This is a genomic window from Leeia oryzae DSM 17879, from assembly GCF_000376945.1.
In the GTDB taxonomy this organism is placed as follows: domain Bacteria; phylum Pseudomonadota; class Gammaproteobacteria; order Burkholderiales; family Leeiaceae; genus Leeia; species Leeia oryzae.
On sequence record NZ_AQXU01000023.1, the window covers coordinates 109,516 to 133,729 of the forward strand.

The following is a 24,214-nucleotide window of genomic DNA, read 5'->3' on the forward strand; positions in this document are numbered from 1 at the left end:
CTCGATCAGGAAGTCAGGGTAATCACAGCCATGATTAGTGCTTGGTTTGCTGTAATGTTTTCATGGCCAGACACAGGTCTTGCCATGCTTTGGCTTTGTCCGGCAGGTTACGTAGCAAATACGCCGGATGGTAAGTGACAATCAAAGGGATGCCTTCAACATGATGCACAGTGCCTCGCAGGCTGGCAAGCGTACTGTCAGTGTTCAGTAGCGTATTGGCAGCAAAACGTCCCAAGGCCACCAGAATCTTTGGTTGTACCAAGGCTATTTGCCGGGTCAGGAAATGCCTGCATGCGGCGACTTCAGCAGGCTGCGGGTCCCGGTTGCCTGGTGGGCGGCATTTTAAAACATTGCCGATATAGACATTGTCGCCGCGTTTTAGCTGCATGGCTGCCAGCATGTTATCCAGCAACTTGCCGGCGGTACCCACAAACGGTTCGCCAAGGCGATCTTCTTCTGCTCCCGGCGCTTCGCCAATAAACATCCATTCGGCTTGTACATCACCAATACCCGGGACCGCCTGTGTTCTGCTGTCACACAATGTACAAGCCCGGCACTGGTGGATTTCTCGCGTCAGGTCATCCCAATTGTCATTGGCGGGAGTAACAGGCTTTGTCACCAAAGAAACTGGGGCAGGCGCTTCCGCCTGGACCGGTGGCTGTTGCGCTTCCGGTAGTGCTACATGGGTAGCGGGTTTTTCAGGTGCATGCCGCAACGAAGAACTGCCGCCTCTGGCTGCTGCCAATGCAGCCGCCAGGCCAGCTTTGGCACTGGCACTGATGACCGGTTTGGCCGCGGGCGTTTCAACATCTGGCGTGCTTTCTGTAAAGCCAAATGGACTGGCGACATGTACTGATGCTATGGATGGTTCATGGCTCGCAGCAGGTTCGCTCAGTGTCACCACCTCGGTTTCCTGATCCTTGGGAACCCATAGCGGCCATAATCCCATGGCCTTCAGCAATTGCTCATCCATGAGCAGGCTCCAACGTCACAAGGTTGTCAGACATAATCAGAGACATGCAAATAGCGTCTTCACGCCCGTTCCGGGCAGGGTAATAGGCTTTTCTCAAACCGGTTTGAACAAAGCCGCTACGGGTATACAGCTTGATGGCGGCCGCATTGCCTGCCCGAACTTCCAGAAACATGGTCTGGCTTGCATGCTTATCCCGTGCTTCCTGAATGACGCATTGCATCCAGTGTTTGCCAAATCCCTGGCCTTGGTATTCCGCTGCAATGGCAAAATTCAGCAGATTGGCCTCGTCCAGAACATACTGGACAACGGCAAGGCCACAGAGCGTATCTCTATCAACCCAGCCATAGACGGCATCATGGTGTTCAAAAGAGCCCAGATACTGAGTGCGCAGCCAAGGCCACTCACTGGCTGCCGCATCCAGTTCAATCAGGTTATCCAGCCAGCGATCGGTAAGCTTTTGCAGTTTCATGAGCCGGTTCGCTCTTTGGTCGTCAGGGCCACTTTGTCTCTCAGGTAAACTAGCCCCGCTTCATGGGGCAGACAGGTGCGACCTGCTTCATAGGCCTCTACTGCAAGCTCTGCCTGATGGTGCGCATCTGGCAGACGAGCATCGTCTACTACGTGGCATCGTTCTGTCAGTGGCTCTGGAAACTGCCCTTGGTAGGCTTTGAATCCATTACCAACGGCTTGAATAACGGCTTGAATATTCGTGAATTCGGCAGAGATGTCCAACATATCCGGATTGGTAAGATGGTCGGCCACCAGATTGGTCAGCTTTCCGTCAATCCGCTGATACAAGCCAGCATAAACCTGCCCCATCCTGGCATCCAGACACGCCAGAATCGGCTGCTCGCCAGCCACTGATTGCGCCAGGGTTGCCAGCGTAGAGATACCGATCAATGGGCGCTGCAAGGCAAACCCCAGGCCTTGCGCGATACCGCATCCAATCCGCAGGCCCGTGAATGCGCCAGGCCCAACCGGGTACGAAATGGCGTCCAGCGCAGTTGGCGTCAGTTGAGCATCTGCAAGGAGCTTTTCGATCAGCGGGATTGTCATTGAGGAATGCTGCTGACCCGCAGTTTCAGTCAAACCGGTCTGAATGCCGTCATTCCATAATGAGATGGAGAGTTGTTCTGTAGAGGTATCTATGGCTAGGATTCGCATGCCGGCATTATACGGGATACTGGCGCACCCCGTAACTGTATGATCTGCCATTTGTTCAGAGTGAAAAGCCTGGATGGGTTCGTCGCACTTTCCCATACGGAAGACGGCAGATCCACAGGTCGGTAAACAAATCCATGCCGACTTGGGGCAGGCGAGAGGGGATGTGTTAGCATATTTGATGAATACCAAGTGTGTTGATGACGCAGGCTCTGGCGCAATTTTCAAGAGACCGGTCTGATATGCTATTGTGCTGAATAATGCATGAGAAACAATGAAAAGATGTAAACGTGTTAATGATCGCACCAGGCGTGTTAACCGTTAAACAGAGAAAACATGGCAAAAGCAAAATCCATTTATGTATGTACAGAGTGTGGCGGTACCTTGCCAAAATGGCAGGGCCAATGCCCGCACTGCCAGGCCTGGAATACGCTGCAAGAAACCGTGCCGGAAAGCTCAAGCAGCCGTTTCAAGAGTTTGGCGGCTTCCAGTACCTTGCAATTGCTTGAAGACGTAGAAGCACAGGATGTACCACGGAATCCGACCGGAATCAGCGAATTTGACCGCGTACTGGGTGGCGGCTTGGTGGAAGGGGCGGTCATCCTGCTGGGCGGAGACCCGGGTATTGGCAAATCAACCCTGCTGCTGCAGACATTGTGCGCTGTGGCAGACAGGATGAAAGTGGTATACGTCAGTGGTGAAGAATCTGCGCAGCAGATTGCCCTGCGCGCCAAACGCCTCACGGTCGCGTCCAGAGGGGTACAGCTTCTGGCGGAAATTCAGCTGGAAAAAATCATTTCAACGCTGGATGCCCATAAGCCGCAACTCGCGGTCATCGATTCGATTCAGACCGTGTATTCTGAAGCCTTGAATTCGGCACCCGGTAGCGTTGCGCAGGTCAGAGAGTGTTCGGCGCAGCTGACCCGTTTTGCCAAGCAGAGCGGTACGACCCTGATTCTGGTCGGGCATGTGACCAAAGAAGGCGCACTGGCCGGGCCGCGCGTGCTGGAACATATTGTTGATACCGTTCTGTATTTTGAGGGGGATACCCACTCGAGTTTCCGCTTGGTACGCGCGTTCAAGAACCGCTTTGGTGCCGTGAATGAACTGGGTGTCTTTGCCATGACCGAAAAGGGGTTAAGAGGGGTGACCAACCCTTCTGCCTTGTTTCTTTCCGGGCATGATGAGCCTGTGGCAGGCAGTTGCGTACTGGTAACCCAGGAAGGGACGCGTCCCTTGCTGGTCGAGGTGCAAGCGCTAGTCGAAGATGCTCACGGGTTTAATCCCAAGCGTCTGGCCAACGGCATGGAACAAAACCGCCTGGCATTGCTGCTGGCGGTATTGCACCGTTTTACCGGGCTTGGCCTCTTTGATCAGGATATCTTTCTCAATGCGGTGGGCGGGGTAAAAATCAATGAGCCTGCGGCGGATCTTGCGATCCTTGCTGCCATTATTTCATCCTTTAAAAACAAACCATTACGGGATAAACTTGTTGTATTTGGCGAGGTTGGCCTTGCGGGTGAAATTCGCCCGATCCAGCGCGGACAAGAGCGCCTGAAAGAAGCGGCCAAGCTGGGGTTTACCTCTGCCATCGTGCCTGCAGCCAATGCACCAAAGCAGGACATTGCTGGTATTCAGGTCTTTCCGATTTCGCGGCTTGAGCAAGCATTGGATTATCTGTTTGAATAAGTCGAATCAACCCGGAGCCACAATAAAATGAGCGATAAACTGAAGGTATTGGTAGTGGATGACAATCCTACCAACCGACAGGTGCTGCTTTTTTTGCTTAAACAGTATCCTTGCGAGACGACCATGGCCGCCAATGGTGCAGAGGCAATAGCGCTTGCAGCCAAGTCGGCTTTTGATCTGATCATCATGGATTGCCACATGCCTGTGCTTGATGGGCTGGAGGCCAGCAAGGTGATCCGTCAGCATGAAAATGAATCGGGGCATCGCAGCCGGATTATTGCACTGACAGCGTATGGCAGTCCGGAAAACCGGGAAGCATGCATGGTTGCCGGTATGGACGATTTCTTTGTCAAACCGGTTAGCCGGGGCATGGTGCAGCAATGGTTGGACCCCAAGGCCTCAGAGCCTGTTAACCCGCGTCCTGTTCCTGATCAGGAAAATACGCCACATCATCCCGGGGACCTGAAAGGTATCGAGCACGCGATACGCCAGCAACTCAAAATCCTGGGGCTGGATTTTCGGACAATCTCAATCGCTGCAACATTATTGGTAGAGCAACTGCCGGATACATGTGCCCAGTTGCATGGTGCATTTGCGGTACAAGACCGCGAATCGGTACAGAAGATTGCCCATAAATTGAAAGGGACGATCGGTACTTTCACTGCGCACCAGCCATTTCAGGCATGCCTTGCGCTGGAAATGTTATCCAAACGTCCGGAAACCGGCTGGTCAGAGCTATCTGTACAATTGGCCGAAATCGAGCGCTGGCGCGCGGGTTTTATCACGGTACTTGAAAAGATGCTGCAAGAAGCTACTGGGCAGTCTGGTGTTGAAGGCCAATAGTCGCGGACGCTGGAATACGTGATCTATCCCATCGCGGGATTGCCCAGTTGATGATGTCTTGTAGTGGCCAACGGGCCAATTCTTCCGGCGGTTGCTGTCCAAGCAAATCCAGGGTGAGGTGCCAGTTTTCTGCGGCTGCCGTCATTTGAATGGGCGCGGCCATGTTTTGTTTGCTTAATTTCTGGCCGTTTTCATTCACAATAACAGGCAAATGACCATAGACCGGGTGTGGATAGTCTAAAGCGTCCTGCAATTTTACTTGTCTTGGTGTCGAATGCACCAGATCCATACCTCTGATGACATGGGTTACCCCTGCTACAGCATCATCAACCACTACCGCCAACTGATAAGCGAACAGACCATCGGCACGCTGGACAATAAAGTCGCCCAGATCCTGGTTTAAATCATAAGTCTGCTTACCCTGAATGAGATCTTCAAACGAGAACGCCTGGTCTGGCAATTGAAAGCGCCATGCACGCACATCTCCGTGCTGGCGGTGACGACAGGTGCCAGGATAAACCGGGCCTTCAACGCCTGCATGGGCGATATCCGAAATTTCTTTTCTTGAACAGCTGCAAGGGTAAATTGCACCCAGATTCTTCAGTTGGGTAATGACTTCGCGATAGTGTTCATATTGCGTGCTCTGATAGACCAGATGACGATCCCACCACAAACCGTAATGTTCCAGCACCCGTAAAATCTCGTCTGTAGCGCCAGGCATGATTCTTGGCGGGTCGATGTCTTCGATGCGCACCAGCCATTCACCGCCCAGTTTTTTGGCATCCAGAAAACTGGCGACGGCCGTGAGCAGCGACCCTAAATGTAGGGGGCCGGTGGGGGATGGCGCAAATCTGCCTACGTAGTTCTGTCTATTCATTGCAAGGCCCGTATTTTTTGTACTTAGGGGTGGAGGCTGAATAAGAGCGGGTATGGAATGGCGTTTTGGCACACATGCCATTTCAAAGAAGACGAATACTCATGTTTTTTGTTCATATGACGTGAATGCTGGGGCAAATTGCGTTTTGTATCCAATTTATCCGTGTTTTCCAAATTCGAATGTTGCTAAAATGCGCCTTGACGTCTATGACTAGTACAGGCTGATCAAAATTGGTTTATATGCTATTACAAATCAATGTATCTGGCACATTAGTTTAGACTTTCACGAGGGAGATTGAGATATGCGTACGTTGCTACGCCCGCTTGCAGGCCTGTTCATGATGGGTGCCTTATGCACCATGACATCCGCCTTGGCCGACGGATTGGCAAAGCCGACCGGACCTGTTGTCCTGACCATTAGTGGTAAACTGACAAAAACCAACACCGACAAGCAAACGGCAGTATTCGATATGGCCATGCTGAAATCCATCGGCATGAAAACCGTCCAGACCTCAACTACCTGGACCAAAGGCAAGCCAAAGTTTGAAGGCCCGCTGGCAAGAGATGTGCTGAAGGCCGTGGGTGCTACAGGCAGCAAAACAATTGCTATTGCCCTGAATGATTACAAGGTGGAGATTCCGACTGCCGACTTTACTAAGTATGATGTCATTCTGGCCATTACCATGGATGGCAAAACAATGTCTCGGCGTGAGAAGGGTCCGCTATGGATTATCTATCCGCGTGACCAGTTCCCTGAACTGGTAACACCGGAGGCAGATGCCAAGTTTTTATGGCAGTTAAAAGGGCTGGATGTCAAATAACGTGACGATGGCAAAATCCGGCAAGAGTCGGCAGTACTTGCTGCTGACTATTTTTGTATCTGTTGTCATCTCTTTGGCCATCGGGTTATGGAGTTTTTACGTCCGTATCCCGATGGAGAATGCCGCGCGCCTGTCTGCCCGGTTTGACAGCCCGTTCTGGGCATCTGCCCAGCTGGAAATCGAATACGAAAGATTTTTGCTTTCTCTGACAAGGTATGAGAGCAAAGCGCCGGACGTTACCTACGACAACATGGCAGAACGCCTTGATATTCTCTGGAGCCGTTTGCAACTGTTCCAGGAAGAGGGCGTACATGGCCAAGAGTTGCGTGGTGTGAGTGGAGCTGTCACTACTACCCAAAAGTTAAAATCCGTTCTGGAGGATATCGATCCGGTTGTGCAGGACTTTCATGCGGGTGACGAAGCTACTTATCAGAAGCTCATGGCGCAGTTGCTGCCTCTCCGTCCCTTGTTACACGATCTGACAGTCAATGCAAACCACGATGAGACCACCGTCCGTACGGATACGGTTTTGCGACAAAAGCAAGCCTATAACTGGATGGGCTGGGCTTTTATCTCCGTATTCATTGTCGGTTTGGCTGTACTTGTAAGCCTGTATCTCAACTTAAGAAAAAACCAGCGTTTGCTGGAGGCTGTCAGTCAGAAGAATGATGCCTTGAAGTTGGCCAAAGAAAATGCCGATATTGCCAACCGGGCAAAATCGCAATTTCTGGCCACGATGAGTCATGAAATCCGTACGCCGATGAATGGCGTCATCGGGATGGCCGAGTTGCTGAGTTACACCCCGCTAAACGAAGAGCAGGCACACTTTGTCTCGACTATCAGAGAATCCGGGCAGGCACTGATCTCTGTGATCAACGATGTGCTGGATTACTCCAAAATGGAGGCAGAAAAGCTGGTTCTGCATCCGCATGATTTTGATCTGAAAGACCTTGTGGAAGGGGTGGTTGAAGTCCTGGCCCCCAAAGCCAATGACAAGTCACTTGATGTGATTCTGGATTATCCTGCCAACTTCCCTGGTCAATGGCATGCTGACAGCGGGCGTCTGCGCCAGATTATGCTGAACCTGATTGGCAATGCCATCAAATTTACCGAACATGGTGCCGTCACGATCAAAATGGCGGTCAAGCCTACGAGTGATGAGCAACAGTTCCTGCTGCAGTTTGAGGTGATCGATACTGGCATTGGTATCAGTGCGCAGGATCAGGAAAGCCTGTTTACCCCATTTACCCAAGCAGATGCATCGCTCTCAAGACGTTTTGAAGGGACGGGGCTCGGTTTGGCCATTTGCAAGCGGCTTGCCGAACTGATGGGTGGGGAAATAGGGGTGCACAGTCAGCAGGGCAAAGGGAGTACCTTCTGGTTACGGGTACCTGTGGCCCCGGCCATGGCTCCGGTCGAAATGATGCCGATGGTTGCATCCGGTGCAGAAGGCAATACTGTCGTTCATGTCATCGGATTAGCGCCCGGACTTCGAAACTGGTTTGAAGCACGTCTGCAGGAAAAAGGCCTGACTTGCGAGTTGTACCACGATGTAGATGAATGCCTGGTAGCCAGTCAGTCATTTACGGATGCTTTCAGGCATGTCATCGTGGTAAATCATTACTCGGATGAAAGTCTGCTGGCTTCTGCTGCCTTGCAAAAGCTGGCAGAAAACAAGTTTACGCACGATCTGCCGGTCATCATGCTAAATGGTTCTCATAGTGCAGATACCATGGAGCGTGAATACAACCCGTTGATCATGCTCAGGAAGCCGATCACCCATCGTGCACTGGATATTGCGTTGCGCCGTGCCACGCAAGACAGTGTATCGCGTCGCTCCATGATCGTTCAGCCACAGAGTAAAGCACCAGACTCTGCTCCTGCCAAGGAAATTGGCGTCAAGGTGCTGCTGGTTGAGGATAATCTGGTCAATCAGAAAGTAGCTGCAGCATTGCTTGGTAAATATGGTTATTCAGTGACGATTGCCAATAACGGCATCGAAGCCATTCGGGCAATTCAGGATGCACCGCCAAGCCTTATACTAATGGATATTCATATGCCGGAGATGGACGGTATAGCCGCCACGGCGGCGATTCGCGCCATGCCGGAACCACTTTGCCGTCTACCCATCATTGCGATGACAGCGAATGCCATGCCGGAAGATCGTGAACGGTTTTTGTCCGCGGGTATGGATGACTATCTGGCCAAACCGATCAATGCTCAGGCTTTCCGGCTAACACTGGAACAGTGGGTAGCATATTCCCGCAAAAACATCTCCTTACCGATTCAGTGACACCCTATATCCTTGGGGTTCACTGGATCATCACACAAAGAAATCTGTAAAGTGCAACATCATGCACTTCTTGTCAGTGGCGCATCGCGAATATCCCGGAAAATGCAGTTTTTTTGAATTTTCCGGTTATTTTCATAGAGATATGCTCCCCCAGCTGCTTTAGTTTGAAGTAAAATATTTCCTCATTTTTTTATTGATTCAAATATCGGAATAGGCAATGGCGCTCATCGTTCAGAAATACGGCGGCACCTCCGTGGGGAGCCCCGAACGCATTAAGAATGTCGCCAAGCGGGTGGCTCGTTTTAAAGACGCAGGTCATCAGCTGGTGGTTGTAGTCTCTGCTATGAGCGGAGAAACCAACCGCCTGATTGCCCTTGCAAAGGAAATCCAGAGTTCGCCTGATCCGCGCGAACTGGATGTTCTGGCCTCTACTGGCGAACAGGTGACGATTGCCCTGTTGTCCATGGCCTTGCAAGAACTCGGTTACAAAGCCAAAAGCTATACCGGTGGGCAGGTGCGCGTTCACACAGACAACGCATTTACCAAAGCACGTATCGAACACATTGATACCGAACGCATGCGTGCTGACCTGGACAACGATACCATTCTGATCGTTGCCGGTTTCCAGGGTATGGACCCTGAGGGTAACATCACTACGCTAGGCCGTGGCGGTTCTGACACTTCTGGTGTTGCATTGGCTGCGGCGCTGCAGGCAGATGAATGTCAGATTTATACCGATGTGGACGGTGTGTATACCACCGACCCTCGTATCGTGCCAGAAGCACGCCGTCTGGACACCATTACCTTTGAAGAAATGCTGGAACTGGCTAGCCAGGGCTCCAAGATTCTTCAGATTCGCTCGGTCGAATTTGCAGGTAAATACAAAGTCAAATTGCGCGTGCTTTCCAGCTTCCTGGATGAACCAGGCGCAGGTACCCTGATTACTTTTGAGGAAGAAGATAATATGGAAAAGCCAGTCATCTCCGGTATTGCATTTAACCGCGATGAAGCAAAAATTACCGTTCGCGGTGTGCCTGACAAGCCAGGTATTGCATACCAGATTCTGGGGCCGGTTGCAGAGGCGAATGTGGATGTGGACATGATCATCCAGAACATCAGCACTGACGGCACCACAGACTTCTCTTTCACCACGCACCGCAATGACTTTGCACGTGCAAAGCAGATTCTGGAAGACAGCCTGTCTCACATTGGCGGCGCCAGCGTGACCGGTTCTTCAGACATTGCCAAAGTATCCATTGTTGGTATCGGCATGAAGTCTCACGCGGGTGTAGCAAGTACCATGTTCCGTGCACTGGCTGAAGAAGGTATTAACATCCAGATTATCACCACCTCTGAAATCAAGATTTCTGTTGGTATTGATGAGAAGTACATGGAATTGGCCGTGCGCGTTCTGCACAAAGCCTTTGAACTGGACAAAGAGCCAACACCGTTGGCTTGATTTTCAGTAAAAGCATAACAACAAAGGCAGCGAAAGCTGCCTTTGTTGTTTGTATGGCTGGTTTTTTATTAGCTGCCATTTCTACTGGGCTAAAATGAACAACAGACACAGGCATGAAGCTGCGCTGATGGCGTCTATCTGATGTTTACGCGCGATTTCACCCAATGGCCGGGTGGGGTAGTGTCAGGCTAAAGCTCGCCAAGTTTTAAGATGGCCTCCCGGTTACTGGGAGAGAACACAAGATCAGCGGCGATTTTCCAGTCCAGCCAGCGATAGCTGATGTGTTCTTTAGGTGCTAACTTGACTGGCACTATGGATCGGGTGCAAAAACTGAAAACATGTTCGCGATTATGGGTGACGCCAGGTGCATAACGGTGCCGCCAGGTTTCATAAATCTCATAATCTGTATGTGTTTGCCAGTCCGTCAATACACCATCTGCCGGTGTCAGGCCAGTTTCTTCTTGCAACTCTCTTAGTGCCGTCTCGATCAGCGGTTCTTCGTTTTCCTGGCTGCCGGTAACAGACTGCCAATATCCTGGATGATCTGCTCTTTCGAGCAAAAGTATTTGCTTTTCTGTCGTATGAACAACGATCAACGTTGAAACAGGGCGCTTGTATGGCATAAGTCGAGTACTTGATTCCGGAAAATAATGAACAAGACAGGCAGACCCGCATTCTAGCGCGAACCGGGGGGGATTTCAGGCAAATTTGAGGTAATGCTTGCAATCGACAGGTTTTGAAAGGTAAATGACAGGTTTTCCCGTAGAAAATAGCTGAACGAAATTATCGAGAATTACTGAGCAATTTAACCGAGTCAGTTATAATGCAAGGCTAGAACAAAAAAAGTACCGATGGCAGCCTCGGTAGGTGGCTGTCATTCCCCCCACGACAATCGGAATGCAGGAGCTAGCATGGATGAAGAGTTGCGCAAAAGCGCACTGGAATATCACCGTTATCCCACAGGCGGTAAAATCCAGATTTCCCCAACCAAACCACTGACAACCCAGCGTGATCTGGCTCTGGCGTACTCGCCAGGCGTAGCAGCCGCATGTGACGCCATTGTCGAAGACCCGAATGAAGCCATGAACCTGACGGCTCGCGGCAATCTGGTTGCCGTGATTTCCAACGGCACTGCCGTACTGGGCCTGGGGAATATCGGGCCATTGGCAGGCAAGCCTGTAATGGAAGGTAAAGGGGTTTTGTTCAAGAAGTTTGCCGGTATCGATGTATTTGACATCGAAGTGGATGAAAATGATCCGGACAAACTGGTCGATATCATCGCTGCGCTAGAACCCACATTTGGCGGGATTAACCTTGAAGATATCAAGGCGCCAGAATGTTTCTATGTAGAGCAAAAACTGCGTGAGCGGATGAAGATTCCGGTCTTCCATGATGACCAGCATGGTACCGCCATCATTACTGCTGCAGCTGTCCTGAACGGTCTGCGCGTGGTGGGTAAAGAAATCTCCAAGGTTAAACTGGTAACTTCCGGCGCCGGCGCTGCTGCAACAGCGTGTATGGATTTGCTGGTTGCGCTGGGTGTCAAACACGAAAACATCTTGGTGTGTGACTCCAAAGGCGTGATTTACAAAGGCCGTGACGAAAAGCTGGATGCCTCCAAAGCCCGCTATTGTCGCGAGACTGATGCCCGTACGCTGAAAGACGCGATTAACGGCGCCGACATTTTCCTGGGCTTGTCTGGCCCTAAACTGGTCACCCAGGACATGGTTCGCAGCATGGCTGACAAACCGTTGATTTTGGCGTTGGCCAACCCGGAACCGGAAATTCTGCCGCCTTTGGCAAAAGAAGCACGTCCGGATGCCATTATCTGTACCGGTCGTTCTGACTTCCCGAATCAGGTTAACAACGTACTTTGTTTCCCGTTCATCTTCCGTGGTGCGCTGGATGTTGGCGCAACGACCATTAACGAAGAAATGAAACTTGCTTGTGTTCGTGCGATTGCCGATCTGGCCATGGCCGAGCAAAGTGATGTGGTTGCGTCTGCATATGCAGACCAGAGCCTGTCATTTGGCCCGGAATACCTGATTCCAAAACCGTTTGACCCTCGTCTGATCGTCAAGATTGCGCCAGCAGTGGCAAAAGCGGCGATGGAGTCTGGCGTGGCCAAGCGTCCGATCGAGGACTTTGATGCATATGTCGACAAACTGACCCAGTTTGTTTACCGCACCAATATCTTCATGAAGCCGGTATTTGCCGGTGCCAAGAAAGCACCAAAACGTGTTGTATATGCCGAAGGTGAAGACCAGCGTGTATTGCATGCCGTTCAAGCTGTGGTGGATGAAGGTCTGGCGAAACCGATCCTGATCGGTCGTCCTGCTGTAATCCAGCAACGTATCGAAAAGCTGGGGCTGCGTATCCGTCCGGGCGAGCATTTCGAACTGGTGAATCCGGAATATGACCCACGCTACCGTGAGTACTGGTCTTTGTACTATGACATCATGCAGCGCAGGGGGGTTACCGTTGCCGATGCCAAGCGGGAAGTCCGTCGTCGCGTGACCATGATTGCAGCGCTGATGATCAAGCGTGGTGATGCAGATGCAATGATTTGCGGCATGATGAGCCATCATCACAACCACTTGCAGACCATCAAGGATATTCTGGGTTATGCACCTGGTGCCAAGACCATGGCGGCCATGAATGCCCTGATCTTGCCTTCTGGCAACATCTTCATTGCCGATACCTATGTAAACCATGATCCATCTGCAGAGCAACTGGCAGAAATTACCTTGATGGCTGCAGAGAGCATCCGTCGCTTTGGTATTGTGCCGAAAGTAGCGCTGTGCTCGCATTCCAGCTTTGGCAGCATTGATACACCAACATCGGTGAAAATGCGCAAAGTGCTGGAGTTGGTGAACCAGATGGCACCTGAGCTGGAAATTGACGGCGAAATGCATGGTGACGCAGCGCTGAGCGCAGAAGTTCGTCAGATGACCTTCCCGAACTCACGGCTCAAAGGCCCTGCCAACCTGTTGATCATGCCAACGCTGGATGCTGCCAATATTGCATTCAACCTGCTGAAAACAAGTGTGGATGGCGTGACCATTGGACCTATCTTGCTGGGCGTGGGTAACCCTGTTCATATCCTGACACCGACATCGTCTGTACGCCGGATTGTGAACATGACTGCTCTTGCCGTGGTAGATGCAGCAGCAACATCTGCGTAAGGTAGCAATCTGAAAAAAGCCCCGGTTAGCCGGGGCTTTTTTCATGTGCGGATTTTATTATTATCTACACATGATGGCCTATATAAGCGTCTGAAGACTTAGGCTATACTGAATTCAGCTAAACTACCGGCTGGCTCAAATCCCTATATCAGGAGGTTTCCATGGCAGATGACATGAATGATCCGTTTAAACTGTTCCGGGACATGTGGAAACCGATGGAAATGCCGGCGACTTCCATGCCGCCCATGTTTTCGCTGGAAGAGATAGAAAAGAAAATCAACGAGCTTCGTGTGATTGAGGGCTGGTTGACGGTGAACCTGAACATGCTCCAGATGACGATCAAAACGCTGGATGTTCAGCGCAGTGCGTTGCAGACCCTGCAGCAGGCTGCGAAACAGAATGATTCAAAACCTTGATGTAACGACAAGATGGACGTTTAACTATGTGCCCTTATGAGCTGATCGAGCTGCCAGCTAACCGTATTCCTGCACTGCGGGTTTTGACCATGCCCAAGGATGCCAATGCATATGGCTCCATTTTTGGTGGCTGGATGATGTCGCAAGTGGATATTGCCGGCGCGGCAGAGGCCATGACACTGGCCAGAGGCGCCGTAGTGACCGTGGCCGTCAACGCATTCCAGTTCAAGGAGCCGGTACATGTGGGGGATATGGTGAGTTTTTATGCTGCACCGCTGCGTGTTGGCAGAACATCCGTCACCATCAAGGTTGAGGTGTTTGCAGAGCGGAATCCGGTTGACCCGGAGGTGGTTAAGGTGACAGAGGCTACGCTGACCTATGTGGCGGTTGATGCTGCCGGCAAGCCTCGCCAGATTGTAAAAGCAGACAAAGCCTGACGAACGGAAAGTTTCATGACGTTAACCGAGTTACGATACATTCTGGCCGTGGCGACAACCCGCCATTTTGGCCGTGCAGCAGATGCATGCTATGTCAGTCAGCCTACGCTGTCTGTGGCAGTCAAAAAACTGGAAGAAGAACTCGGTGTCCAGATTTTTGAACGCAACGGGGATATTACGTTAACCCCGCTGGGTGAGCAGATTGTGTCACAAGCACAACGGGTGCTTGAAGAAGCGGATGCACTGAAGCAAATGGCCAGGGCAGGGCAGGATCAACTCTCCGTTCCATTGCGTTTGGGCGTGATCTATACCGTCGCGCCCGGTTTGTTGCCGCACCTGATCCCGCGTTTGCAGCCGCTTGCGCCTCACATGCCTTTGCTGATCGAAGAAAACTACACCAGCCGACTTTGCGAACTATTACGTCAGGGCAAGCTGGATGCGATGATTCTGGCCCTGCCGTTTAACGATACCGGTTTTGAAATGGCGCCTTTGTATGATGAGTCGTTTGTGGTTGCCATGCCCAAAACTCACCGCTGGGTGCAGGAAGTAGATCGTCTGCCACCTGCACGTCTTGTAGAAGATGATGTGCTGCTATTGGGGCAGGGTAACTGTTTCAGGGATCAGGTGTTGCAGGTTTGTCCTGCGCTCAACAGGGGCGGACAAGCCGGATTGCAAAGAACACTGGAAGGCTCTTCTTTAGCGACCATTCGCCAGATGGTGGCATCCGGCTTGGGCGTGACCGTGTTACCGGCGACAGAAGTCGCCGAAACCGAACCTAGTCATAGTTTGGTCAGCATCATGCGTTTTGAAGCGCCAGAACCTACGCGGCGGATTGTATTGGCCTGGCGCCGGCGTTTCCCGCGCCCGGATGCCATCGATGTGCTACAACAAGCGATTCGCAATTGCCCGCTGCACGGGGTGACCTGGGTGCCGGAAACAACGATTGCGGCCTGAAGGGTCCATCTAGGACACAGCCCCGCAAACCGGTTCGAAAACAGCGATTTGTCGGGGCTGGCTTCTGTTTCCGGTGTTTCAGGTAGGCAGACTGTTGATGGCTTCCTGATAACGTTCCATCAGTTCTTCCTGACTGGAAATGGATATTTTCAGGTCATTCAATAAACCGTTATTCAGTCGATATACCCATCCATGAACAGTCAGTGGCTGACCGCGTTGCCAGGCATCTTGCACGACAGTGGTCTGGCATGCATTAAGTACCTGTTCAATCACGTTCAGTTCGCAAAGCCTGTCACTCTGCATGTTGATATCCTGCTGGGCTTTCATCAGGGTATCGTGCTTCTGGTTGATGTCATGGATATGCCTCAGCCAGTTATCCACCAGTCCGACACGCTTGCCTTTCAGGGCGGCGTTAACACCACCACAGCCGTAGTGGCCGCATACGATGATGTGTTTGACGGCCAGTACATCAACGGCAAACTGGATGGTAGACAGACAATTCAGGTCACTATGGACGATGAGGTTGGCAATGTTGCGGTGAACAAACACTTCACCAGGCAAAAGGCCGATCAGCTCGTTGGCAGGAACACGGCTATCAGAGCAGCCGATCCACAAATATTCAGGTGCCTGCTGGTGGGACAGTTTTTCAAAGAAGGTTGGATCTTTTTCTTTGACTTTCTCAGCCCATTGGCGGTTGTTCGCGAAGAGGTTATTCAGGTGATCTGGCATGCATTTTCCTCCATCAGGGAACATTGGCAAGATTTTAAAGCCTATGCTTGAAGGCTGTCGTCTATCGTCAGGTGCGGGTTTGGGTAGTGGCGCACCTTACTGTGGGGAGATCGCGGGGCAGATGTTAGGCGACATTCGGGTTTATGGCAACCCTAACAGTAGCATGGATTTTGCTTCATACTGCATTAATGGGCTTTTGAGAAAATTCCGGTCGTTTCCGGACAGAAAGTGAACTTATGTTTGGCTGGTATTTGTTCTGGCGGGATATCCGGCAAAACTGGATGATGCTGGTTGCGTTGATCATTGCCATCAGTGCGCTTTCCACCGTGCAGTTAGCATCCAGCCGCTTGACTGGCGTGGTGGAAAGCCAGGGCGCTGTGCTGCTGGCGGGGGATGCTTTGTATTCGGCAGACCATCCTGTACCAACGGCACTGATAGATGATGCCAGACGGTACGGATTGCAGACAGCCAGAGCGTACAGTTTTCCCAGTATGGCACAAACGCCAAAGGATGCGTTGTTAGTGAGTGTCAAGGCAGTGGAATCTGCCTATCCATTGAGGGGGAGGCTGACCGTGGCACTGCCTGCCGGTACGCAGGCAAACACTGTCGCACCGGCAGCAGGGCGCGTCTGGGTAGATCAGAGTGTACTTGACCGTTTGGGGTTATCTATTGGCAGCCCTGTCTCTGTCGGGGATGCCACTCTGAAGATTGCCGGCGTGTTGTTGAAAGAACCTGATGCCCGGTTCAGTTTCAATGGTCTGGCACCTCGCTTGATGATGTCCGCATCCGATCTGCCAAAGACTGGGCTGATGCAGGCACAAAGCCGGATCAATTATTCCATGATGGTCGCGGGAGACCCGCAACCCCTTTCACAGTGGCTATCAGCCACCCGCAAAGCACTCAAGCCGGGAGAACGGCTGGAGGATGGCGCCAGTAGCCGCAGCGATATCAAACCTTTGCTGGACCGGGCTGTACGGTTTCTGGGGATGGCAGGCGTACTCTCTGTGGTGCTGGCCCTCTCCGCCACACTGCTATTGGCGAACAACTATATTGCCCGTCATCTGAAAGTCTGGGCTCTGCTGAGGGTGCAAGGTCGCACTACACGCCAGCTGATGACCTTGTATATTGGCCAGTTTTTGGGGCTGGGTGCCTTGGCTACGTGTATTGGCCTCGTCATTGGCTGGGTGGCCCAATCGTTTCTGGTGGCGCAGTTAAACGGATTACTCACGATGGATTTGCCGAGCATCCCTTGGCGGGTGGTCGCAGTTACATGCGGGATGGGGCTTAGTCTGATTCTGGTGGTGGCATTACCCGCTTTATGGCAGATGCGAGGGTACCCCGCGACGGTTCTGCTAAGGTCGGAGATCCCGGTTCGTGGTCATATCTCGGGTTTGCTATTGGGCGGCGTGTTGTTGTCTCTGGTCAGTTACTGGATATTGGCGAGTGTGTGGGTGGCCGGGTTGTTGCTTGGCGGATTACTGGCGTGGTGCCTGGTGATTGGCCTTGTGACCTGGCTGGTGACCCTGGCTATTTATCGCTGGCTTCCGGATGGGGCGATTGCCATCCGGCTGGCAATGACGCCATTTTTGCGGCAACCCTTCGTGACAGGTTTGCAGGTTGGGGCGATCAGCCTGGGTTTGTTTGCCATGTTGCTGATTGGTCTGACGGCCACACGGTTGATGCAAAGCTGGGAAGGGAAAATCCCCGATCGGGCTCCCAACCGGTTTGTACTGAATTTGCAGCAAGATCAGTTACGGGCTTTTGATCTGGCTTTCAGGCACGCCAAACTGGAAGCTCCGGTGGTGTATCCGATGATTCGTGGGCGCCTGATGTGGATCAACCAGCTGCCGGTCAGGGAAAAGAATTATGCCGACTTACAGACCCGGCGGCTGGCAACGAGGGAGTTTAACTTGTCATGGATGCAGGCGGCACCGATCGGCAATCAGGTGATTGCCGGTAAAGCATTTGATGCAGACACCCGGCAGGCCTGGTCGGTGGAGCAGGGGCTAGCAGAACGACTGAATATTCATGTCGGCGATCGGTTGCAGTTTGATATTGCGGGGGATACGGTATCGGGCACCGTCACGAATCTGCGCAAGCTGGACTGGACGTCTTTTCAGGTCAATTTCTTTGTCATTGGCAGTCCGGACCTGATGCAGCAGATATCCAGCAGTTATATCTCCAGTTTTTACCTGTCGCCAGCGCATCGCTCGCTTGCCACGATGCTGGTTAAAACCATGCCAAATCTGACCATTATTGATGTAACCCAGTTGCTGGATCAGGTAAGAGGGGTGATTGCGCAGTTAACCGGTGCGGTTCGTTTTGTCCTGTCTTTCAGCTTGATGAGTGGTGTGCTGGTTCTGTGGGCTGCACTGACAGCAGATATGCAAAACCGCAAACAGAAAATAGCGACCCTTAAAGCACTGGGGTTCCATCGTCATCTGCTATGGCGGGTTTCATTGTGGGAGTTTTTGCTGCTGGGGGCGCTGGCAGGTTTTTTTGCCTTTGCCATGAACGAGCTGTTTGCGTACGTGGTATCCACACGCTGGCTGGAACTGCCTTATCAGTTTGACTGGAAAGACTGGGTGATCACGCCGTCGCTGTCTGCGTTGCTGGTTGTGTTGTGTGTCTTGCCGGTGCTTGCCTGGTTGCAGCAATTACCGCCTGTCAAAGCCCTCAGAGGGTAGTTCCCTCTGAGGTTTTCTGGTGAGTCCGTCCGGATTAACCGACGACCAGCGGCTTCATCAGTTGTCGGGCCTTGACGTCATCATCCGTGCTTAGCGCTACATAGCAAACGCCACCGTGACGCTGCAAGGTGCTGATGCCGCGGATGGATAAACCAGCATCGCTAAGTTGCCGGGTGACCTGTGCCAGAGCACCTGGCTGGTCTTGCAGCTTGAGCGTGATCACGTCGTCCGTGACTATCTGAAAGCCATAGGCAGACAGAATATGCATGGCATCATCGGCCTTATCCACACAGATTTCTACCAGGGCACTACCAGATACGCTTTGTGCGTTCAGTTCCAGAATATTGATGCCAGCCTTGCCCAGAACGTCGGCAATTTCAGCGGCAAGCCCCTTGCGGTCTGCTGTAATCAGCGTGAACTGTTTCATGCGAGCTCCTTGGTCATGTCGGCAATCAATGCATCAATATGGGCGGTGGTCACACCGGGCATGGTAATCACGTGACTATGGTCATCCTGTGTGGCCAACTGCCATTTGTTTTTCACAAATTCGCTGACTTTAGGAATCACGATGGTCAATGCACCCGGGTTACGCCACGCATGAATGCCTTTGGCGTTCATTGCGTCTACTGTATAGGCCGCCACTGCCTGACAGCTTTGCAGACGTGCTTTCAGACCGTCTTTACCCAGTTGCTTGATGGCCTGCCACAAGAGTAGCGGGGTAAAGGCGTTACGAGAACCGGTAATGGTGGTATCCATGCTACCAATATAACCGATTGAACGGCCAATTCGATCTACATAGCGCTTTTTGGCGATCACAACGCCGCATGGCAGAGGAGAACCAATGAATTTGTGGCCGCTAATGGCTACGGAGTCAGCCCCATCGACGAAGTCAAATGCTGGACGCGGGTCCAGGAATTGGGCAAACGGGCCACAGAGCGCGCCATCACAGTGGATATAACGCTGCTGGATAACCAGATCATCCAGTATTTTCTGGATTTGGCGGATATCGTCCTTGGCTTCTTTCATTGTGGTGCCAATGTTGGCAAAAATGATGGCCGGAACATCACGGTGCAGCTTGATGCTTTCTTTCAGGTCTTCGTAATCGATCTCGCCGTTTTCCAGCGTGCGGATCATGATGTGGCGCAGGCCCAGAAAATGGACGTTCTTTGCAACGCTGTAGTGAGTTTCTTCCGAAAAATAAACCACGCCGTTAGGGTACAGTTCACGGGCCAGATACAGACCGTACAGGTTACCTTCGGTACCACCGTTGGTGACGTAACCCCAGTAGTCATCCTGCGGTGCCCTGAAGAGGTCGGCAAAGAAGTGCACGACTTCCTGTTCGATTTCACGGGTAGCCAGACGATAGGTACTGTCCTGGAACGGATCACCGACGTTGTTGATAGGGAACTGCAGAAAGCGGAACAGGTTTTCGTAGTCCAGATCATTTGCGCAGGGGTAACCCAGGAAATGCTGGCTGTTTTCGGAAAGATTCTGGTATAGCGCGTCAAGCCGCGCTTTATCTACTGCGGATAGCATTGTGGCCTCATCTTGTGGATGTTGTTACTAAGGCAGCTGGCCTTTGTGAGGGGCTGCGTTAATGGTATTCAGCCATTTATGGCTGATGAAGGGCAATGCTAATCTGCTTTGGGGTGGTCTTCAAGTATTTGCGGGTACTACGGAGAAGAAATGATGCTGCATCACCTACAAGTGATACTGACCTAGGCAAACGATATGCGGTATCCGATGCCCCTGACCGTTTCGATGACAATCTGGCAATCGGATAGCTTGGCCAGTTTTTGCCGGACATGACTGACATGCACATCAATGCTGCGGTCAAAGGCCTCCATGGCACGTCCGAGCACGATCTCAGACAGGCTCTCTTTGCTGACCACTTTGCCTACGCCATCCAGCAAGGCGCAGAGCAGGTTGAACTCGGTGGCCGTCAGCTCAAAGGGTTTCCCTTGCCAGGAAGAAATCCGCGTTTCAGTTTCCAGTACCAGTTGATCCAGCTCGTGCCGGGTGGGGGAGGCAGGTGCACCATTGCCGGTTCGTCTGAGGATGGCTCTGATGCGAGCCGCGAGCTCTCTGGGATAACAAGGTTTGGAGAGGTAGTCATCTGCCCCCATTTCCAGCCCCAGGATCCGATCAATATTGTCTCCGCGTGCGGTCAGCATGATGACGGGTACATCGCTGATCTGGCGAATGTGCCGCAATACGGTCATGCCATCCATCTGCGGCATCATGACGTCCAGCACCACACAGTCAATCCCGCCGTGGCGTATGGTCTCGATACCTGCTGTACCCTGATGACGCAATGACACTTTAAAACCTTCACCTTCCAGGTACTCGCCCAGCATGCTGGCAAGGGTGATGTCATCGTCGATCATTAAAATATGCAAGGTATCTCCGGGAAAAACGCTGGTCTGATGGCTATTCTAATGGCTTTTACGAAATCTTAACAAAGTCTTTAATGTTGCTTAACCCCTGTGCAACGGCTTGTTTGTCAAACTGGGGGTATCTCGTTAATGCTAAAGATCCGGATTTTCATGAAGGCCTTTCAGAGTAAGACATTACGCTTCGGCGCACTCGCTATCGTGCTGGCGGGGCTGGGTTATTGGGGTAAGCAGTATTTTGCCCCGGCAAACCCGGCACCTGACTATACCACTGCAATCGTTACCAGAGCAGATATCGAAAACACGGTGCTGGCCACCGGTACCGTAGAGGCGTTAAAGCAGGTAAGCGTAGGCGCACAGGTGTCCGGACAACTGAAGTCTCTGAAGGTGGCTTTGGGCGAGCAGGTCAAGGCTGGACAGCTGATTGCCGAGATCGATTCGGTGACCCAGCAAAATACCCTGAAAAATGCAGAGGCCAGTCTGGCTAATACGCGGGCACAACTGATGTCTAAAGAAGCCAGCATGTTGTTGGCGCAACGCGCATTTCGCCGGCAACAGGTATTGCTGAGCGAGGATGCGACGGCTGTGAGTGACCATGAGTCTGCCGAGGCGAGCCTGAAAATGGCGCAAGCAGACGTGGCAGCTCTTAAAGCGAGTGTCCAGGAAGGTGAAATTGCCGTAGAAACAGCGAAAGCCAATCTGGGCTATACCCGGATTCTTGCACCCATGGATGGCATTGTGGTGGCAGTTGTGACCAAAGAAGGGCAGACCGTGAATGCCAATCAGAGTGCGCCCACCATTATCAAGCTCGCCAAGCTGGATCAGGTGACCATCAAAGCTGAGATATCGGAAGCGGATGTGATTCATGTCAAGTCAGGGCAAAAAGTCTATTTCACGATTCTGGGGCAACCTGACAAGCGTTATTACTCCGTGATCCGGGAAATCGAACCCGCGCCGACCTCCATTAGTAGCGACAGTGCGACCAGTAGTACCAGTAGCACCAGCAGTGCGGTGTATTACAACGCGCTACTGGAGGTGCCTAATCCGGGGCATCAGTTCCGTATTGACATGACGGCACAGGTTTACGTGGTTCTGGCAGATGCGCGGAAGGTGCTGACCGTTCCTGCCTCTGCACTGGGGCAAAGGCAGCCGGATGGCAGTTATCTGGTTAAGGTCATGGGTCGTGAGAAAGAGGTCTCCAGCCGGCGAATCCGCATTGGCATCAATAACCGGGTCAGTGTTGAAGTAGTGAGTGGCCTGAAAGAAGGGGAACAAATCATTCTGGGGGATGCATCCCTGACGACCTCAAGCAGTACCCGCCGTGGCGGCCGCCTGCCAATGGGGCTGTAACATGGCCGACGCACTGTTATCCCTGAACGGCATCACCCGACGCTTTTGGGCGGGAGATGAGCCGGTTGCCGTGCTTAAGTCGGTCAGCCTGGAGATCATGCCGGGTGAAATGGTCGCCATTATGGGGGCTTCCGGCTCTGGCAAGTCGACTTTGATGAATATTCTGGGTTGTCTGGATCAGCCTTCCGAAGGGGATTACCGGGTTGCCGGACGCAATACCCGTGACATGACGCCGGATGAACTGGCCGCTTTGCGACGCGAACATTTTGGCTTTATTTTCCAGCGTTATCACCTGCTTGGGGACTTGAGTGCAGTCGGCAATGTGGAGATACCTGCCATCTATGCCGGTAGTGCACGACAGGCAAGGCAGCAACGAGCAACCTCGCTGCTGACCCGCTTGGGGCTGGCATCAAAGCTTGCAAGCCGCCCGGGGCAGCTCTCTGGCGGGCAGCAGCAGCGCGTCAGCATTGCCCGGGCGTTGATGAACGGGGGCGAGGTCATTCTGGCCGACGAGCCGACGGGGGCGCTGGATTCGCAAAGCGGCAAAGAGGTGATGGATATCCTCAAACAGCTACATCAGGATGGCCATACCATCATTCTGGTGACTCATGATATGCAAGTGGCCGCCCATGCACAGCGGGTGATCGAATTGAGTGACGGGGTCGTGATCAGCGACAGACAGACCGACCCGCAAGCAGCAGGTCTTCCAGTGGTTAGGGCAAATCAGGTACGGGCTGGATTCTTTAATCTGTTTGATCGCCTTGGCGAGGCGTTACGGATGTCGGTAAAAGCCATGCTGGCTCACCGCTTGCGGACGTTTCTGACCATGCTGGGCATCATCATCGGGATTGCCTCTGTGGTGTCTGTTGTCGCACTGGGAGAGGGCTCCCGGCTAAAGATCATGAAAGACATCAGTGCCATGGGTACCAACACGATTGATGTGTTCCCCGGTGCGGACTTTGGCGATGAACGTTCTGGCAAGGTGCAAACACTGGTGCCTGCGGATGCCATGGCGCTGGCGGATCAGCCGTTTGTCGACAGTGTTACCCCCAGTGTTTCCACCTCGCTGACTGCACGTTACCGGGATATTTCTGTGAGCACGTCAGTCAACGGCGTTGGCGCGGCTTATTTCAGGGTGAGGGGGCTGGTATTTGCACAGGGTAATGCTTTTGAACTGCAGGATGAAAAGAGCCTGGCCCAGACGGCAGTCATTGATGACAACACATACAAAAAGCTGTTTGGCGGCACGGGCGATGTACTGGGGCAGACGATCCTATTGAGGGATGTACCTGTCCGGATTGTTGGCGTCACACAGAAGAAAGACAGCGGTTTTGGCAATAACAGCAATCTGAACATCTGGCTGCCCTATACCACGGTGATGGGACGGATGCTGGGAACATCCTACCTGAGAAGCATGACTGTACGCGTCAAGGATGATATTTCTACCAAGGCGGCAGAGGACGGCATCGTCAAGCTGCTGACGCTGCGCCATGGTCGCAAGGATTTCTTTGTCTTTAATACGGATTCTGTGCGCCAGACCATTGAAACAACAACCCAAACCATGACCTTGCTGGTCTCCATGATTGCAGTGATTTCTCTGGTAGTAGGTGGCATCGGTGTCATGAACATCATGCTGGTATCGGTGACTGAGCGCACCCGGGAAATCGGGGTGAGGATGGCTATCGGCGCCCGGCAAAGCGATATTCTGCAGCAGTTTTTGATCGAGGCGGTGCTGGTCTGCCTGATGGGTGGGGTCTTGGGTGTGCTGTTGGCGTTGTCTGTCGGGATGGTGTTTGATCAGCTGGCAACCGGGTTCAGCATGGTGTACTCCACAACCTCCATGGTATCCGCCTTTGTGTGTTCCACCCTGATCGGGGTGATTTTCGGATTTTTGCCGGCCAGGAATGCAGCCCAGTTAAATCCGGTAGATGCACTGGCAAGAGAATAA

Annotated in this window: 21 protein-coding genes; 12 read left to right on the plus strand and 9 right to left on the minus strand. The window is 52.4% G+C overall.

Annotated elements, in window-relative coordinates:
- Window positions 1–34: 34 nt before the first annotated feature.
- Genes F552_RS0110470 through tsaB form a run of 3 tightly spaced genes read right to left on the minus strand, consistent with a single transcriptional unit; the run spans window position 35 to window position 2,233 of the window.
- The gene (locus F552_RS0110470) at window positions 35–973 is read right to left on the minus strand and encodes a uracil-DNA glycosylase (RefSeq protein WP_018151691.1); all 939 of its coding nucleotides are present in this window, start codon (window positions 971–973) and stop codon (window positions 35–37) included.
- On the minus strand, window positions 966–1,442 hold the full coding sequence (rimI, locus tag F552_RS19095) for a ribosomal protein S18-alanine N-acetyltransferase (protein WP_018151692.1): 477 nt from the start codon (window positions 1,440–1,442) through the stop codon (window positions 966–968). The genes F552_RS0110470 and rimI overlap by 8 nt, the downstream gene beginning before the upstream one ends.
- Complete coding sequence (tsaB, locus tag F552_RS0110480; RefSeq protein WP_083917482.1) at window positions 1,439–2,233, minus strand: tRNA (adenosine(37)-N6)-threonylcarbamoyltransferase complex dimerization subunit type 1 TsaB; 795 nt, start codon at window positions 2,231–2,233, stop codon at window positions 1,439–1,441. The genes rimI and tsaB overlap by 4 nt, the downstream gene beginning before the upstream one ends.
- 237 nt (window positions 2,234–2,470) lie before the next feature.
- Here tsaB and radA point away from each other — a divergent pair, with 237 nt between their 5' ends.
- Together radA and F552_RS0110490 are read left to right on the plus strand one after the other, a co-directional pair.
- Complete coding sequence (radA, locus tag F552_RS0110485; protein ID WP_018151694.1) at window positions 2,471–3,823, plus strand: DNA repair protein RadA; 1,353 nt, start codon at window positions 2,471–2,473, stop codon at window positions 3,821–3,823.
- Between the two features lie 27 nt (window positions 3,824–3,850).
- Entirely contained in the window at window positions 3,851–4,666 is an 816-nt protein-coding gene (locus F552_RS0110490) for a response regulator (protein WP_018151695.1), read from the plus strand.
- Here the strand turns inward: F552_RS0110490 and gluQRS are convergent.
- Window positions 4,635–5,615 (minus strand): tRNA glutamyl-Q(34) synthetase GluQRS, encoded by a 981-nt coding sequence (gluQRS, locus tag F552_RS0110495; protein ID WP_245546677.1) that lies wholly within the window; start codon window positions 5,613–5,615, stop codon window positions 4,635–4,637. The two genes, F552_RS0110490 and gluQRS, sit on opposite strands and share 32 nt — an antisense overlap.
- Window positions 5,616–5,844: 229 nt before the next feature.
- Here gluQRS and F552_RS0110500 point away from each other — a divergent pair, with 229 nt between their 5' ends.
- The 3 genes from F552_RS0110500 to F552_RS0110510 all read left to right on the plus strand — a co-directional run bounded on the left by F552_RS0110500 (window position 5,845) and on the right by F552_RS0110510 (window position 10,115).
- Window positions 5,845–6,363: a putative pterin-binding protein gene (locus F552_RS0110500; protein ID WP_018151697.1), complete on the plus strand. Its 519-nt coding sequence runs from the start codon at window positions 5,845–5,847 to the stop codon at window positions 6,361–6,363.
- Between the two features lie 7 nt (window positions 6,364–6,370).
- Entirely contained in the window at window positions 6,371–8,656 is a 2,286-nt protein-coding gene (locus F552_RS19100; RefSeq protein WP_018151698.1) for an ATP-binding protein, read from the plus strand.
- A gap of 217 nt (window positions 8,657–8,873) precedes the next feature.
- Window positions 8,874–10,115, plus strand: a complete 1,242-nt coding sequence (locus tag F552_RS0110510) for an aspartate kinase (protein WP_018151699.1) — start codon at window positions 8,874–8,876, stop codon at window positions 10,113–10,115.
- Window positions 10,116–10,303: 188 nt separating this feature from the next.
- Here the strand turns inward: F552_RS0110510 and nudB are convergent, their stop codons facing one another.
- Entirely contained in the window at window positions 10,304–10,738 is a 435-nt protein-coding gene (gene nudB, locus F552_RS0110515; RefSeq protein WP_018151700.1) for a dihydroneopterin triphosphate diphosphatase, read from the minus strand.
- Between the two features lie 288 nt (window positions 10,739–11,026).
- Here nudB and F552_RS0110520 point away from each other — a divergent pair, with 288 nt between their 5' ends.
- The 4 genes from F552_RS0110520 (at window position 11,027) to F552_RS0110535 (ending at window position 15,107) form a co-directional block, all read left to right on the plus strand.
- Window positions 11,027–13,300 (plus strand): NADP-dependent malic enzyme, encoded by a 2,274-nt coding sequence (locus tag F552_RS0110520; protein WP_018151701.1) that lies wholly within the window; start codon window positions 11,027–11,029, stop codon window positions 13,298–13,300.
- 161 nt (window positions 13,301–13,461) lie between these two features.
- Window positions 13,462–13,716: a PhaM family polyhydroxyalkanoate granule multifunctional regulatory protein gene (locus F552_RS0110525; RefSeq protein ID WP_018151702.1), complete on the plus strand. Its 255-nt coding sequence runs from the start codon at window positions 13,462–13,464 to the stop codon at window positions 13,714–13,716.
- 26 nt (window positions 13,717–13,742) lie between these two features.
- Complete coding sequence (locus F552_RS0110530; RefSeq protein WP_018151703.1) at window positions 13,743–14,153, plus strand: acyl-CoA thioesterase; 411 nt, start codon at window positions 13,743–13,745, stop codon at window positions 14,151–14,153.
- A 15-nt stretch (window positions 14,154–14,168) separates the two neighbouring features.
- Window positions 14,169–15,107, plus strand: coding sequence for a hydrogen peroxide-inducible genes activator (locus tag F552_RS0110535; RefSeq protein WP_018151704.1), 939 nt, complete (start codon window positions 14,169–14,171; stop codon window positions 15,105–15,107).
- 78 nt (window positions 15,108–15,185) lie between these two features.
- Here F552_RS0110535 and can read toward each other — a convergent pair whose 3' ends face one another.
- The gene (gene can / locus F552_RS0110540; RefSeq protein ID WP_018151705.1) at window positions 15,186–15,836 is read right to left on the minus strand and encodes a carbonate dehydratase; all 651 of its coding nucleotides are present in this window, start codon (window positions 15,834–15,836) and stop codon (window positions 15,186–15,188) included.
- Between the two features lie 236 nt (window positions 15,837–16,072).
- Between can and F552_RS0110545 the strand changes: the two genes are divergently transcribed.
- Window positions 16,073–18,523 (plus strand): ABC transporter permease, encoded by a 2,451-nt coding sequence (locus F552_RS0110545; RefSeq protein WP_018151706.1) that lies wholly within the window; start codon window positions 16,073–16,075, stop codon window positions 18,521–18,523.
- Window positions 18,524–18,557: 34 nt separating this feature from the next.
- Here the strand turns inward: F552_RS0110545 and F552_RS20075 are convergent, their stop codons facing one another.
- The 3 genes from F552_RS20075 to F552_RS0110560 form a co-directional block, all read right to left on the minus strand.
- Complete coding sequence (locus F552_RS20075; RefSeq protein ID WP_018151707.1) at window positions 18,558–18,950, minus strand: ACT domain-containing protein; 393 nt, start codon at window positions 18,948–18,950, stop codon at window positions 18,558–18,560.
- The gene (locus tag F552_RS0110555) at window positions 18,947–20,059 is read right to left on the minus strand and encodes a histidine decarboxylase (protein ID WP_018151708.1); all 1,113 of its coding nucleotides are present in this window, start codon (window positions 20,057–20,059) and stop codon (window positions 18,947–18,949) included. The genes F552_RS20075 and F552_RS0110555 overlap by 4 nt, the downstream gene beginning before the upstream one ends.
- A 182-nt stretch (window positions 20,060–20,241) precedes the next feature.
- The gene (locus F552_RS0110560) at window positions 20,242–20,910 is read right to left on the minus strand and encodes a response regulator transcription factor (protein WP_018151709.1); all 669 of its coding nucleotides are present in this window, start codon (window positions 20,908–20,910) and stop codon (window positions 20,242–20,244) included.
- A 159-nt stretch (window positions 20,911–21,069) separates the two neighbouring features.
- Here F552_RS0110560 and F552_RS0110565 point away from each other — a divergent pair, with 159 nt between their 5' ends.
- Window positions 21,070–22,266, plus strand: coding sequence for an efflux RND transporter periplasmic adaptor subunit (locus F552_RS0110565; RefSeq protein WP_018151710.1), 1,197 nt, complete (start codon window positions 21,070–21,072; stop codon window positions 22,264–22,266).
- Between the two features lies 1 nt (window position 22,267).
- Window positions 22,268–24,214 (plus strand): MacB family efflux pump subunit, encoded by a 1,947-nt coding sequence (locus tag F552_RS0110570; protein ID WP_018151711.1) that lies wholly within the window; start codon window positions 22,268–22,270, stop codon window positions 24,212–24,214.

Coding starts and splice junctions, on each gene's coding strand:
- F552_RS0110470 (WP_018151691.1), bottom strand. CDS start 973: ATGGATGAGCAATTGCTGAAGGCCATGGGATTATGGCCGCTATGGGTT.
- rimI (WP_018151692.1), bottom strand. CDS start 1,442: ATGAAACTGCAAAAGCTTACCGATCGCTGGCTGGATAACCTGATTGAA.
- tsaB (WP_083917482.1), bottom strand. CDS start 2,233: ATGGGAAAGTGCGACGAACCCATCCAGGCTTTTCACTCTGAACAAATG.
- radA (WP_018151694.1), top strand. CDS start 2,471: ATGGCAAAAGCAAAATCCATTTATGTATGTACAGAGTGTGGCGGTACC.
- F552_RS0110490 (WP_018151695.1), top strand. CDS start 3,851: ATGAGCGATAAACTGAAGGTATTGGTAGTGGATGACAATCCTACCAAC.
- F552_RS0110500 (WP_018151697.1), top strand. CDS start 5,845: ATGCGTACGTTGCTACGCCCGCTTGCAGGCCTGTTCATGATGGGTGCC.
- F552_RS19100 (WP_018151698.1), top strand. CDS start 6,371: ATGGCAAAATCCGGCAAGAGTCGGCAGTACTTGCTGCTGACTATTTTT.
- F552_RS0110510 (WP_018151699.1), top strand. CDS start 8,874: ATGGCGCTCATCGTTCAGAAATACGGCGGCACCTCCGTGGGGAGCCCC.
- nudB (WP_018151700.1), bottom strand. CDS start 10,738: ATGCCATACAAGCGCCCTGTTTCAACGTTGATCGTTGTTCATACGACA.
- F552_RS0110520 (WP_018151701.1), top strand. CDS start 11,027: ATGGATGAAGAGTTGCGCAAAAGCGCACTGGAATATCACCGTTATCCC.
- F552_RS0110525 (WP_018151702.1), top strand. CDS start 13,462: ATGGCAGATGACATGAATGATCCGTTTAAACTGTTCCGGGACATGTGG.
- F552_RS0110530 (WP_018151703.1), top strand. CDS start 13,743: ATGTGCCCTTATGAGCTGATCGAGCTGCCAGCTAACCGTATTCCTGCA.
- F552_RS0110535 (WP_018151704.1), top strand. CDS start 14,169: ATGACGTTAACCGAGTTACGATACATTCTGGCCGTGGCGACAACCCGC.
- can (WP_018151705.1), bottom strand. CDS start 15,836: ATGCCAGATCACCTGAATAACCTCTTCGCGAACAACCGCCAATGGGCT.
- F552_RS0110545 (WP_018151706.1), top strand. CDS start 16,073: ATGTTTGGCTGGTATTTGTTCTGGCGGGATATCCGGCAAAACTGGATG.
- F552_RS20075 (WP_018151707.1), bottom strand. CDS start 18,950: ATGAAACAGTTCACGCTGATTACAGCAGACCGCAAGGGGCTTGCCGCT.
- F552_RS0110555 (WP_018151708.1), bottom strand. CDS start 20,059: ATGCTATCCGCAGTAGATAAAGCGCGGCTTGACGCGCTATACCAGAAT.
- F552_RS0110560 (WP_018151709.1), bottom strand. CDS start 20,910: ATGATCGACGATGACATCACCCTTGCCAGCATGCTGGGCGAGTACCTG.
- F552_RS0110565 (WP_018151710.1), top strand. CDS start 21,070: ATGAAGGCCTTTCAGAGTAAGACATTACGCTTCGGCGCACTCGCTATC.
- F552_RS0110570 (WP_018151711.1), top strand. CDS start 22,268: ATGGCCGACGCACTGTTATCCCTGAACGGCATCACCCGACGCTTTTGG.